The sequence below is a fragment of the Chromohalobacter nigrandesensis genome, assembly GCF_023061285.1.
GTDB classification, from domain to species: Bacteria; Pseudomonadota; Gammaproteobacteria; order Pseudomonadales; family Halomonadaceae; genus Chromohalobacter; species Chromohalobacter nigrandesensis.
This window is the reverse complement of the sequence record NZ_JAKGAM010000002.1, coordinates 317,179-330,218: the sequence shown is the minus strand read 5'-3', so window position 1 is coordinate 330,218 and position 13,040 is coordinate 317,179. Positions and strand designations below refer to the sequence as shown.

At 62.7% G+C, this 13,040-nt stretch carries 11 protein-coding genes and 3 tRNA genes; 13 read left to right on the top strand and 1 reads right to left on the bottom strand.

Features of this window, described 5'->3' with window-relative positions; all coding sequences use genetic code 11:
- Positions 1-107 precede the first annotated feature (107 nt).
- Positions 108-4,034 (top strand): phosphoribosylformylglycinamidine synthase, encoded by a 3,927-nt coding sequence (purL, locus tag L1073_RS05040; protein ID WP_246897256.1) that lies wholly within the window; start codon positions 108-110, stop codon positions 4,032-4,034.
- 87 nt (positions 4,035-4,121) lie between these two features.
- On the opposite strand, the gene L1073_RS05035 is transcribed toward purL, so the two are convergent.
- Positions 4,122-4,439, bottom strand: coding sequence for a putative quinol monooxygenase (locus tag L1073_RS05035; RefSeq protein WP_246897254.1), 318 nt, complete (start codon positions 4,437-4,439; stop codon positions 4,122-4,124).
- Between the two features lie 149 nt (positions 4,440-4,588).
- Between L1073_RS05035 and L1073_RS05030 the strand changes: the two genes are divergently transcribed.
- From L1073_RS05030 to L1073_RS04980, 12 genes are all read left to right on the top strand, one after another.
- Positions 4,589-6,466: a DEAD/DEAH box helicase gene (locus tag L1073_RS05030; RefSeq protein WP_246897253.1), complete on the top strand. Its 1,878-nt coding sequence runs from the start codon at positions 4,589-4,591 to the stop codon at positions 6,464-6,466.
- 97 nt (positions 6,467-6,563) lie between these two features.
- Positions 6,564-6,641 (top strand): pyrroloquinoline quinone precursor peptide PqqA, encoded by a 78-nt coding sequence (gene pqqA, locus L1073_RS17340; RefSeq protein ID WP_075370104.1) that lies wholly within the window; start codon positions 6,564-6,566, stop codon positions 6,639-6,641.
- A 7-nt stretch (positions 6,642-6,648) separates the two neighbouring features.
- Positions 6,649-7,548 (top strand): pyrroloquinoline quinone biosynthesis protein PqqB, encoded by a 900-nt coding sequence (pqqB, locus tag L1073_RS05025; protein WP_246897251.1) that lies wholly within the window; start codon positions 6,649-6,651, stop codon positions 7,546-7,548.
- Positions 7,548-8,315 carry a pyrroloquinoline-quinone synthase PqqC gene (pqqC, locus tag L1073_RS05020; RefSeq protein WP_246897249.1) on the top strand — a complete coding sequence of 256 codons (768 nt, stop codon included), beginning with the start codon at positions 7,548-7,550 and terminating at the stop codon, positions 8,313-8,315. Before pqqB ends, pqqC begins: the two co-directional genes overlap by 1 nt.
- Before the next feature lie 25 nt (positions 8,316-8,340).
- A complete protein-coding gene (gene pqqD, locus L1073_RS05015) occupies positions 8,341-8,622 on the top strand; it encodes a pyrroloquinoline quinone biosynthesis peptide chaperone PqqD (protein WP_246897247.1) in 282 nt (93 codons plus the stop codon).
- Positions 8,622-9,731, top strand: coding sequence for a pyrroloquinoline quinone biosynthesis protein PqqE (gene pqqE, locus L1073_RS05010; protein ID WP_246897245.1), 1,110 nt, complete (start codon positions 8,622-8,624; stop codon positions 9,729-9,731). The genes pqqD and pqqE overlap by 1 nt, the downstream gene beginning before the upstream one ends.
- Positions 9,732-9,845: 114 nt before the next feature.
- A complete protein-coding gene (locus L1073_RS05005) occupies positions 9,846-10,760 on the top strand; it encodes a segregation and condensation protein A (RefSeq protein ID WP_425531567.1) in 915 nt (304 codons plus the stop codon).
- On the top strand, positions 10,757-11,674 hold the full coding sequence (scpB, locus tag L1073_RS05000; protein ID WP_246897243.1) for an SMC-Scp complex subunit ScpB: 918 nt from the start codon (positions 10,757-10,759) through the stop codon (positions 11,672-11,674). The genes L1073_RS05005 and scpB overlap by 4 nt, the downstream gene beginning before the upstream one ends.
- Positions 11,671-12,531, top strand: a complete 861-nt coding sequence (gene rluB / locus L1073_RS04995) for a 23S rRNA pseudouridine(2605) synthase RluB (protein WP_246897242.1) — start codon at positions 11,671-11,673, stop codon at positions 12,529-12,531. The genes scpB and rluB overlap by 4 nt, the downstream gene beginning before the upstream one ends.
- A 67-nt stretch (positions 12,532-12,598) precedes the next feature.
- Positions 12,599-12,673: transfer RNA gene (locus L1073_RS04990), tRNA-Lys, on the top strand.
- Between the two features lie 56 nt (positions 12,674-12,729).
- Positions 12,730-12,804: transfer RNA gene (locus L1073_RS04985), tRNA-Lys, on the top strand.
- 34 nt (positions 12,805-12,838) lie between these two features.
- Positions 12,839-12,913: transfer RNA gene (locus tag L1073_RS04980), tRNA-Lys, on the top strand.
- Positions 12,914-13,040: the final 127 nt, after the last annotated feature.

Sequence of the window (13,040 nt, the reverse complement as noted above, 5' to 3'; positions counted from 1 at the left end):
AGGGCGTGAAGGCGACTTCGCCCGTGGAGACCTTTTCCAGTATCATGATCGTTCATTGGCCGCCGCCCGCGGCATCGTTTACTTGTTGTCCCAGAGGCCCATTCGACATGCTCGAACTGCGAGGAGCGCCCGCCCTTTCCGCCTTCCGTCATGCCAAGCTGTTAGCCGCGTTGCGTGATGCCGTGCCCGAGGTCGAGGCGCTGCATGCCGATTACGTTCATTTCGTCGATCATCAGGACGAACTCGATGACGCGGCGCAAGAGGTGCTGGCGCAACTGCTGAGTTACGGTCCCGTCCGTGATGGCGGAGAGGCCGAGCACGAAGGGCATCTGTTGTTGGTCGTGCCGCGCCTGGGCACGCTATCGCCGTGGTCGACGAAGGCCACCGATATCGCCCTCAACTGCGGTTTGACGCAGATTCGCCGGATCGAACGGGGCATCGCCTACCGTGTGACGCTCAAGGGCGCGCTCGACGAAGCGGCCTTCGCGAGCCTGGTGGCGGTGCTTCACGACCCGATGACGGAAACGGTGTTGGCTAATTCGAGCGATGCGGCCAAGCTCTTCGAGCGCCACGAGCCGGCGCCGCTGGGGCGTGTCGATGTGCTCGACGGTGGGCGCGATGCGCTGGCCGAGGCCAACGATGCCCTGGGCCTGGCGCTGGCCGACGATGAGATCGACTACCTGCTCGATGCCTTCCAGGGGCTCGATCGCAATCCCACCGATGTCGAACTGATGATGTTCGCGCAGGCCAATTCCGAGCACTGCCGGCATAAGATCTTCAATGCCGATTGGCATGTCGATGGCGAGGCGCAGCCGCATTCGCTGTTCAAGATGATCAAGAACACCCATGCGTGTTCCAGCGCCGGCATCCTTTCCGCCTACAGCGACAACGCCGCCGTGATTCGTGGCACCCAGGCGGGACGTTTCTTCGCTGCCCCCTGGCTACCGGGCGGTGAGCAGGAAGCGCGCTACGCGGCGACGCAGGAGCCGATCCACATCTTGATGAAGGTGGAAACCCACAACCACCCGACGGCCATCGCGCCGCATCCCGGTGCCGCGACCGGTGCCGGTGGCGAGATTCGTGACGAAGGCGCCGCCGGTGTCGGTGGCAAGCCCAAGGCCGGGCTAACCGGGTTTGCGGTCTCCAATCTGCGTATCCCCGAGTTCGTGCAGCCCTGGGAAGCCTTCGATTACGGCAAGCCCGCGCGCATGCAGTCGGCCTTGGAGATCATGCTGAAAGCGCCCATCGGTGGGGCATCGTTCAACAACGAGTTCGGCCGCCCCAACCTGACGGGCTTCTTCCGTACCTTCGAGCAGGACGCAGTGGGGGCCGGCGGCATCGAACGGCGCGGCTACCACAAGCCAGTGATGCTGGCTGGCGGCTACGGCAATATTCGCGAGGACCATGTCACCAAGGGCGAGATCCCGGTCGGCGCCAAGTTGATCGTGATGGGTGGCCCGGCGATGCTGATTGGCCTTGGCGGCGGCGCGGCGTCGAGCATGGCCTCCGGGGCTTCCAGCGAGGATCTCGACTTCGCCTCCGTGCAGCGTGACAACCCGGAAATGGAACGCCGCGCTCAGGAAGTCATCGACCGCTGCTGGGCGTTAGGTGATGACAACCCCCTCTGCTTCATCCATGACGTGGGCGCCGGCGGACTTTCCAATGCCTTGCCGGAGCTGGTCAAGGATGGCAGTCGCGGTGGGCGCTTCGAGTTGCGCGACGTACCCAATGCCGAGCCGGGCATGAGTCCGTTGGCGATCTGGTGCAGCGAAGCCCAGGAGCGTTACGTGCTGGCCGTGGCGCCGGAGGATATCGAGGCGTTCGATACGTTGTGCGCGCGTGAACGTTGCCCCTACGCCGTGGTCGGCGAGGCCACCGAGGCCCATCATCTGGCGGTTCACGATGGCCACTTCGATACGCGTCCCGTCGATCTGCCCATGAGCGTGCTGTTCGGCAAGCCGCCCAAGATGACGCGTTCCTTCGAACGTCAGTCGCGGACTCTGCCAGGGCTGGGGCTCGACAACCTCGATCTGCGCGAGGCGTTGGACCGTGTGCTACGTCTGCCGACGGTAGCCTCCAAGAGCTTCTTGATTACCATTGGTGACCGCTCGATTACGGGCATGGTGGCGCGCGATCAGATGGTCGGCCCCTGGCAGGTGCCGGTGGCCGACTGCGCGGTGACCACGGCGAGTTTCGACACGCATGCGGGCGAGGCCATGGCGCTCGGTGAGCGTCCGCCGGTCGCGTTGATCGATCCCGCCGCCAGCGCGCGTCTGGCGGTGGCCGAGGCGATCACCAACCTGGCGGCGGCGCCGATCGAAAAGATTGAAGATATCAAGCTCTCCGCCAACTGGATGAGCGCCGCCGAGCACGTCGGCGAGAACCAGGCCTTGTTCGATGCCGTACACGCCGTGGGCATGGAGCTCTGCCCTCAGCTTGGCATCGCCATTCCGGTGGGCAAGGACTCGATGTCCATGCGGACCGCATGGCAGTCCGGTGACGAGGAGAAAAGCGTTACCGCGCCGTTGACGCTGGATATCACCGGTTTCGCGCCGGTCACCGATGCTCGGCGTACTCTGACGCCACAGCTGCGCCTGGACCAGAACGAAAGCGACCTGATCCTGATCGACCTGGGCCGCGGTCAGAACCGGCTCGGCGGCTCGGCATTGGCGCAGGTGTATGGCCAGGTCGGCGATGTGTGCCCCGATCTCGAGGATGCCGAGGATCTCAAGGCCTTCTTCGCCGTGATTCAGGGGCTCAGCGCCGATGACAAGCTGCTCGCCTATCATGACCGCAGCGACGGCGGCTTGCTGGTGACGTTGCTGGAGATGGCCTTCGCCGCGCGTGGCGGACTGGAGATCAAGCTCGACTGGCTGATCGACGATGCCTACGAAGCCTTCGATGCCTTGTTTGCCGAAGAACTGGGCGCGGTGATTCAGGTCAATCGTCATGATACCGAGTTCGTGCTCGCCCAGCTTGCCGCCGCAGGCCTCGAAACCAGCGGCGTAGTCGCCCGGCCCCGCTACGACGATCAGGTGCGTGTCACGCTCTTCGAAGAGCCGCTGCTGGAAACCACGCGGGCCATCGCGCAGCGTACTTGGACCGATACCAGTTACCGCATGCAGGCGCTGCGCGACAATCCGGACTGTGCGAAGTCTGAATTCGACGCCTTGCTTGACCTGCGCGACCCGGGCCTTTCGGCGCAGCCTAGCTTCGATGTCGATGAGGACATTACCGCGCCCTATGTCGGACGTGGCGAGAAGCCGCGCGTGGCGGTGCTGCGCGAACAGGGGGTCAACGGTCATGTCGAGATGGCGGCGGCCTTCGATCGCGCGGGTTTCGCGGCCATCGACGTGCACATGAGCGACATCCTCGAGGGCCGTGTCGACCTTGAAACCATGAAGGGATTGGTCGCCTGTGGCGGCTTTTCTTACGGCGATGTGCTCGGCGCCGGCGGCGGCTGGGCCAAGTCGGTGCTCTTCAACAGCCGCGCCCGTGATGCCTTCGAGGGTTTCTTTCAGCGTGATGACAGCTTCTCGCTGGGGGTGTGCAACGGTTGCCAGATGCTCTCGCAGCTCAAGTCGCTGATCCCCGGTGCCGAGAACTGGCCGCGCTTCGTGCGCAACGAGTCCGAGCAGTTCGAGGCGCGGGTAAGCATGGTCCAGGTCGAGAAGAGCCCCTCGATCCTGCTTGCCGGGATGGAAGGTTCGCGGCTGCCGATCGCCGTGGCGCACGGTGAAGGGCGCGCCGAGTTCCGCGACAGTGGCCATTTGCGCAGCATGCAGTCCAGCGACCAGATCGCCATGCGCTACGTGGACAACTACGGCCAGGTAACCACGCGCTATCCCGCCAATCCCAATGGCTCTTCCGCAGGCATTACGGGGCTGACTACACCGGATGGCCGTGTGACGATCATGATGCCGCACCCCGAGCGCGTGGCGCGGGCGGTGACCAACTCCTGGCGTCCCGCCGAATGGCAGGAAGACGGCGCCTGGTTGCGGTTGTTCCGCAACGCACGCGTCTGGGTGGATTGAGCGCGTCTCGCCATGAACGCAAAAACCGCGGCTCGAGTAGAACTCGGCGCCGCGGTTTTTGCGTGGAGCCTCAACTTAAGCCAGCGCTCATTCGGGACGGATGGCCGTGTAGAAGAAGCGCACGTTCGGTTCGCCATCGAGCAGCGGTGCGCTGCCTTCCTTGAAGGGCGCGTAGTGGGGCATCTGCATGTGATGCTCGAAGGCGTCGCGGTCGCGATAGACTTCGTGCAGCACGACGACGTTGTCGCTGCCTTCCGGCGTCAGCACATCGAACGTCAGACAACCTTCCTCGTTGGCCAGGGATTCGCTGGCGTCGTTGTGTGCCAGGGCGAGAAACGCGGGTACCTGGCCTTCCTTGAGATGGAATTCGGCGAGCACCACGAAATGGGGCTGAGTTGAAGACATGAAAGATCTCCGGGTAACGAATGTCGGTTAAAAATACCTTGAAATTTAATGTCGGGGTGCGGGGTGTCGAGATCAAGTCTTCTATTGCCACCTCGCCGATCTTGTCGCCGGTGGTAGGATGCGCCTTTTGATTCGATTGGAAGTCTGCCATGAGCGCACCTTCACTTCGCCCTTATCAGCAACAGGCCGTATCGCGGGTCGTCGAGCACTTTCGCGCGAGTGACGATCCCGCCGTGGTGGTGTTGCCGACCGGCAGCGGCAAGTCGTTGGTGATCGCCGAGCTGGCACGCCTGGCGCGGGGCCGGGTACTGGTGTTGGCTCACGTGCGTGAACTGGTGGAACAGAATCATGCCAAGTACCTGGCCTACGGCCTGGAGGCGGATTTGTTCAGCGCCGGCCTGGGGCGCAAGGAGAGTGAGCGCCAGGTGGTCTTCGGCTCGGTGCAGTCCGTGGTCAATAGCCTGGCGCGTTTCGAGACGCACGACGAATGGGGGGCATTCACCCTGCTGGTCATCGACGAATGCCACCGCATTCCCCCGCCTGCCAGCGACGATGCCCGCCAGCGCAAGGCGCCGTCGAGCTATCACCGCGTGATCGCGCATCTGCGCAAGCACAATCCGCGTCTCAAGGTGCTGGGGCTGACTGCGACGCCGTATCGCCTGGGGCAAGGATTCATCTATCACCGCCATCACCATGGCATGGTGCGTGGCGACGCCGAGAGCTTCTTTCAGGATTGTGTGTTCGAGCAGCCGCTGCGGTTGATGGTCAAGCAGGGCTACCTGGTCGCGCCCAAGCGCGTGGATGCGGCGCTCTACGCCGAGGATGGTCGGCAGACCCGTTACGATTTTTCGCGCCTGGTACCGGGACGCGATGGCGGCTTCGAGGAAGCCGAGTTGAATCGCGTCGTGCAGGGGCACCGGGCGACGCCGGGGATCATCGCCGAGGTCGTCGAGCAGGCGCGCGAACGGTGTGGCGTTATGATCTTCGCGGCCACCGTGGCGCACGCCGAGGAGATCATCGGCTACCTGCCGGCCGAGCAAGCGGCGTTGATCGTCGGTGCGACGCCCACCAAGGAGCGCGAGCGCTTGATCGCGGCCTTCAAGGCGCGCGAAATCAAGTATCTCGTCAACGTGGCGGTGCTGACCACCGGGTTCGACGCGCCGCATGTGGATTTGATCGCTATCCTGAGGCCCACGGAGTCCGTCAGCCTGTATCAACAGATTGTCGGGCGCGGGCTACGCTTGTCACCGGGCAAGGAAGACTGCCTGATCCTCGATTATGCGGGCAATCCTTGGGATTTATACGCACCGGAAGTCGGTGAGCCGCGCCCGGATTCAGACGCTGAACCGGTACAGGTGGAATGCCCTGAGTGCGGACATGCCAACCTGTTCTGGGGCAAGCGTGATGGCGACCTGGTCATCGAACATCACGGCCGGCGCTGCCAAGGGCTTGTCGAGGAGCAGAGTGAGGATAATGCACACGGCGCGGGGTCGGGCGTCGATAGAGTGCGTGGCGCAGGGTCGGGCGCCTATAAAAAGCGTCAATGTTCGTTTCGCTTTCGCTTCAAGGTGTGCGATCAGTGCGGCGCGGAAAACGACATCGCCGCGCGGGCTTGCCATCAATGCGGCGAGCGCATGGTCGATCCTGATGACAAGCTCAAGGCGGCCCTGCGACTCAAGGAAGCCAAGGTGCTTCGCGTGTCGGGCATGCAACTACAAGCGGTGCTCAATGGGCGGGGGCTGCCGCGCTTGAAGGTCACGTATCACGACGAGGACGGCGCCACACTCGACGAATGGTTCGCACTGGAAACCCCCGCGCAGCGCCGCGCTTTCACGCTGGCGTTCTTGCGCTATCACCTGCGTGCCCCGGGCAGCGACTGGCAGCCACGCTCGGCGGAAGAGGTCATCGCCGATGAGCAGCGGCTCAAGGCCCCGGATTTCGTCGTGGGGCGCAAGGTCGGCCGCTACTGGCAGATTCGCGACAAGCTCTTCGACTATAAAGGGCGCTATCGCAAGGCCGATGGATGATGCGCCATCAATATGCGCATTCTTTATAATTGCTAATGCGATAGTGCTATCAAGGGGTTATGATGAAAGGGCAAATCCACCCTAACGGAGAAACGACATGACCTGGACTACTCCCGCAGTCAAAGAGATCTGCATCGCGCTGGAAATCAACGATTACATGCCCGCCGAATTCTGAGGCGGCTTTGTATATTCGAGTACTCGGGGCAGCCGCCGGTGGCGGTCTGCCCCAGTGGAATTGCCGTTGTGAGGTATGTCGGCTGGCGTGGTCGGGTGATCCACGCGTCACGCCGCGAACACAGTCCTCCATTGCCGTGAGTGCCGATGGGCGTTCGTGGGCTCTGATCAACTGCGCGCCCGAAGTGCTGACACAGGTACGCCGAACGCCGGCGCTCTTCCCTCAACAGGGCAGTCGTCACACGCCTATCGAGTCGATCCTGCTGACCAATGCCGATGTAGACCATGTCGGTGGCTTGTTGAGTCTGCGTGAAAGCTCTCCCTATCGGTTGTATGCCACGGCGGAAATCCAGTCCGTATTGCGCGACAACCCGATTTTCAATGTGCTCAATCCGGATTACGTCGAGCGTGTGCCGGTGGCGCTGGAGCAGCCTCTGACACTGGCTGAAGGGCTCGAAGCACGCATGTTCGCGGTGCCGGGCAAGACGGCGTTGTACCTGGAAGGCGAGCAGGTAGACATTGGCGTCGAAGGCGAGGCGACCGTCGGCATCGAGTTTCGTGCCGCGGGTCGCCGGACCTATTACATTCCAGGCTGCGCGGCGATGACGCCTGCGTTGGCGGCGCGTCTCGAAGGGGCCGATGTCCTGCTGTTCGATGGCACCTTGTGGCGTGACGACGAGATGATCCGCGCCGGGGTCGGTCACAAGACGGGGCAGCGCATGGGGCACATGGCGATGTCCGGTGAAACGGGCAGCATGGCCGCATTGTCGTCGCTCTCGCTTGGCCGGCGTGTCTTCCTGCATATCAACAATACCAATCCGGTATTGATCGATGACTCAGCCGAGCGCCGGGAAGCGGCGCGCATGGGATGGGAAATCGCCCATGACGGCATGGAACTGGAGTGCTGATGAACGATATCGACGCGCCGCTGCAGGCACCATTGAGCGCAGAGGCTCTGGAAGCGCGTCTGCGCAGCATTGGTGAGCAGCGTTACCACCACCGGCATCCCTTCCAGTTGATGTTGCAGAACGGCGAGCTCGATCGCCGTCAGGTGCGGGCCTGGGCGCTCAATCGCTATTACTATCAGGCCATGATCCCGCACAAGGATGCGTCGCTGATTGCGCGCCTTGACGATCCGGCGCTGCGTCGCGAATGGCGCTCCCGGCTGGTGGATCATGATGGCGAAGTCGAGGGCGAAGGCGGTATCGCCCGCTGGCTGATGCTCACCGATGGACTGGGCCTCGACCGCGACATGGTCGTCTCGACGCGGCGCATATTGCCGGCCACACGCTTTGCGGTGGATGCCTACATCCATTTCGTGCGCGAGCGCAGCGTGCTGGAAGCCATCGCCTCTTCGCTGACCGAGTTGTTTTCCCCGATGGTGATCGGCCAGCGCGTCAGCGGCATGCTCAAGCACTATGATTTCGTCTCCGCCGAGACCCTGGCCTATTTCGAGCCGCGCCTGACCCAGGCCCCGCGGGATGCCGACATGGCGCTCGATTACGTCACGCGCCACGCGCGGCGACTCGACCAGCAGCAGGCGGTGCTCGATGCGTTGATCTTCAAGTGCAACGTGCTGTGGACTCAACTGGATGCCCTTCATCATGCCTATGTCGCCCCCGGCCATGTGCCGCCCGGCGCATGGGGCGATATGGGGGCGGCCGACGAGCGATGACGACCGATAGAGAAACGAAGACGTTATGACAGCGATTCAGGAAAGCGACATCGTGCGCCTACCGCGTGGTGTCAGGCTGCGTGAAGACAAGCAGCGGGGTGGCTGGGTACTGCTGGCCCCCGAGCGTGTCTTTCAGCTCGATGACATTGCGCAAACGGTGGTCAGCGAAGTGGACGGCGAGCGCAGTGTCGGCACGATCATCGACAGGTTGTGCGACACCTATCAGGCGCCGCGCGAGCGCATTGCCGAGGACGTGACCGCCATGTTCGCGGGGCTGATCGAAAAGCGTGTGCTGGAGATTGCGTGATGGCGTCGTCCGAGGTTCCTCAGCCGCCTATGGGAATGCTGGCGGAGTTGACGCATCGCTGCCCGCTGCAATGTCCGTACTGTTCCAACCCAGTGGCTCTGGAACGCCGTCGGCAAGAGCTGGATACCGCAACTTGGCAGCGGGTCTTTGCGGAAGCCTCGGAGATGGGCGTACTCCAGGTTCATCTTTCGGGAGGCGAGCCGGCCCTGCGTCCGGACTTACCTGAATTGGTACAGGCCTGCGCGGACGCGGGCTTGTATTCCAACTTGATTACGGCGGGCGTCAACATCGACCGTGCTCGGTTGGAGACGCTGGCGGATGCGGGCCTCGACCACGTGCAACTGTCGGTTCAGGGCGCGACACCTGAGGTAACCGACCATATTGCCAACATGGCCGGCGCGCATGCACGCAAGCGTGCCTTCGCCGCCGAGGTTACCGCGCTGGGCTTGCCGTTGACGCTCAACGCAGTGATTCATCGCGCCAACCTGCATCAGATCGACGACTTCGTCGAGCTGGCCATTGAGCTCGGTGCACGGCGCCTTGAGATCGCCCACGCCCAGTATTATGGCTGGGCACTGGTCAATCGCGCAGCCTTGATGCCAAGCCGCGAGCAGGTCATGTCAGCTCTCGAAAGGGTCGAGGCGGCGCGTGAGCGTTTGCAAGGGCGTCTCGTCATCGACGCCGTGGTGCCGGATTACCATGCGCGGCTACCCAAACCCTGCATGAATGGCTGGGGACGCCAGTCACTCAATGTGACGCCATCGGGCAAGGTATTGCCGTGCCATGCGGCGGAGACGATTCCGCACCTTGAATTCTGGAATGTCGCGGATCATGGGTTGCAGGAAATCTGGTACGACAGCCCGGCCTTCAACGCCTATCGCGGTACGGACTGGATGCCCGAAACCTGCCAGAGCTGCGAGCGCAAGGAAATCGACTGGGGCGGCTGCCGTTGTCAGGCGCTGATGCTCACCGGCGACGCTGCGCAGATGGACCCGGTGTGCGAAAAATCGCCTTATCATGACGAGGTCCAGACCTTGGCGGTGCTCGACGCCGCAGGGGATGCCGACTTCACCTACCGGCGTTTTGCGCGGATGCCCGAGGGCGCCTGACAGTCCGACGACACATCTTGCGTGATGCAGGCGTGTTCGCCTCCCGATGGCCTTGCTACACTGCGCGTTTATCGAAGGTCGCGCCGTGAGGCGCAGTCGAGGAGAGCGTCACGCGTGAGTGATACCGCCGAGCCCGTCAGTGCCGATACCGCCTCGGCCGCGTCCCAAGCGGCGGTATTGGCGCGCCTGCACGATCAGCCCATCACCGAACTGCCGGAAGATCTCTACATTCCGCCCGAGGCGTTGCGGGTCTTTCTCGAAACCTTCGAGGGGCCGCTCGACTTGTTGCTGTACCTGATCCGGCGTCAGAATCTCGACATCCTGGGCATCGATGTGGCAGCGATCACGCATCAGTACATCGAATACGTCGAGCTGATGCGGGCGCTGGAGATCGATCTGGCCGGCGAGTATTTGCTGATGGCGGCAATGCTTGCTGAGATCAAGTCGCGGACGTTGTTGCCGCGTCCGCCCAAGAGCGAGGATGAGGAGGCAGAAGATCCGCGCGCCGAGTTGATCCGCCGCCTGCAGGAATACGAGCAGTTGAAACTGGCCGCCGAAGGGCTGGATGAATTGCCGCGCGAGGGGCGCGATTGGGTAGCGGCGCAGGCCGCGCTGCCTTCGCTCGAGACGCGGGTGATTCATCCCCAGGTCGAACTGGATGAGATGCTGCACGCTCTATCGGGACTCCTCAAGCGAGCCGAGTTTCAGCAGTCTCACCAGATCAGCCGCGAGGTGCTGTCCACCCGCGAGCGCATGCTGCGCATCATGGAGCAACTGGACGGCCAGCGTTATACCCCGTTCGAGGCGTTGTTCACGCTCGAGGAGGGGCGCGCGGGCGTGGTGGTGACCTTCATGGCGATTCTCGAGCTGGCCAAGGAGGCGATGATCGAGATCGCGCAGAATGCGCCGTTGTCGCCGATTCATGTGCGTGCTCGGCTGGTCGCCGAGGCGGTCGACGACACCCCTGGGACGGACGATGACGAGGGTGGAGAAAGCGCCTTCGCCGATGCTGAAGAGGATCCCCGATGAACGAGGCGCCGACGTCTCTCGACGAGGTCTGCGAAGCGGCGTTGCTGGCCGCCGGCGAGCCGCTGACAGCCGAACGCCTGGAGAGTCTGTTCGACGCGCGTGAGCGCCCCTCGCGCGGTGAGTTGCGCGATGCCCTGGCGCGTCTGGGCGAGCGCCTCGAGCATAGCGCTCTGGAACTCATCGAGACCGCATCTGGGTTTCAAGTGCGCATTCGTGCACGTTTTTCTCCGTGGATATCGCGGCTTTGGGATGAAAAGCCACAGCGTTATTCGCGTGCGCTGCTGGAGACCCTGGCGCTGATCGCCTATCGTCAACCAGTCACCCGTGGCGATATCGAGGAGGTGCGCGGGGTCTCGGTGAGTACCACGATCATGCGTACCCTGAGCGAGCGGGGATGGATTCGCGTCGTCGGTCAGCGTGACGTGCCGGGACGACCCTCGGTCTACGCTACCACGCGTGCCTTTCTCGACGACTTCGGCCTCAAGACCCTTGATGCCTTGCCGCCGATGCACGAACTCAAGGAATTCGAGACGCGTTTCGAGGAGGCACTGGGGCACGATCAGGAGACGCCGGGACACGATGACGCGGATCATGCATCGGCGCGTGACAGTCAGGCCGACAACGTCGAGAATACTCCGCCGATCGAGGATACGTCGCAAGCAACGTCGTCATCTGAGATCGAGCCAGACACGCTAGAGACGGCAGATACGACGACGGCCGGGATGGCCGACGATCAGCACGCCGGGACGGCGTCCGAGCGGTCGGGATTGAGCTTCGCCGAACTCGAAGCTCGCCTGGCCGAACGCGCCCGCCGACGGGAAGAAGGGGCCGAAGCATCACCATCAGACGATGCCGAGGCTTCCGACGCGGCGGACGCGGAACATTCAACAGACGAGACAACGTTCGATTCATGAACACGCCTACCGAAAAATTGCAGAAGGTACTGGCCCGTGCGGGCTTCGGCTCGCGTCGTGAGATGGAAACCGCCATCAGTGACGGCCGCGTCAAGGTCAATGGCCAAGTGGCCACGTTGGGGGACCGCATCGAAACGCGCGATCGGGTCACCTTCGACGAGCGCCCTGTGAACCTGCGCGATGCCGAGGAAGTGCCACGGCGCGTCATCATGTACAACAAGCCCGAGGGCGAGCTTTGCACGCGTCGCGACCCCGAGGGACGGCGCACCGTCTTCGATCGCTTGCCACGCCTCAAAGGGGAGCGTTGGATCGCCATCGGCCGCCTGGATATCAATACCAGCGGTTTGTTGCTGTTCACCACCGACGGCGAACTTGCCAACCGCTTGATGCATCCCTCCACGCAGGTCGAGCGCGAATATGCGGTGCGCGTGATGGGCGGTGTTCGCCCGGAGAACGTGACCGCGATGACCGAGGGGGTGATGCTCGAAGATGGCCCGGCGCGTTTCACCGATGTGCAGGAATTCGGCGGCGAAGGCATCAATACGTGGTTCCACGTGGTGATTCTCGAAGGGCGCAATCGTGAGGTGCGGCGTCTCTGGGAGTCGCAGGAGCTCACGGTGAGCCGCCTCAAGCGCGTTCGTTACGGCAATATCTTCCTCGATAAGCGTGCCAAGGCGGGTGAGTGGGTCGAACTTTCCCAGGAAGAGGTCGACGACCTGGCGCAATTGGCAGACTTGCCGGCGCGCAAGGTGCCCGCGTTGACGCCTGACGAGAAGAACCGCTGGAGCCGCGACAAGAACAAGCGTCGCCCGGTCAACGCCATGCGCAAGCCGAAGAACTCGCGGGGCTCTCGGTGAGCGGTTTGCAGTAAAAAAATCTTGTCAATGTCGAGCGTTATCAGTACTATGTGCGCCCTGTCGGGACGGGTCGTTAGCTCAGTGGTAGAGCAGTTGGCTTTTAACCAATTGGTCGTAGGTTCGAATCCTACACGACCCACCATTGGCACGTGCCTTTGATTGGTATGGTGCGATAATACGTCTCGAAGACCCGGCGGCGGGTCGTTAGCTCAGTGGTAGAGCAGTTGGCTTTTAACCAATTGGTCGTAGGTTCGAATCCTACACGACCCACCATTGCCGCCCAAAACTGTCCGAACGGACAGGTTATGGGTCGTTAGCTCAGTGGTAGAGCAGTTGGCTTTTAACCAATTGGTCGTAGGTTCGAATCCTACACGACCCACCAGCATTCAACCCCGTCTCGCATGAGGCGGGGTTTTTGCGTTCCGGGTATTCGTGCTGGACATTAGGCCGTGACGACATTCGGGTGGGCACGATGCTGGCAAGCCGGTAGCGACGAGCAGTATCATGAG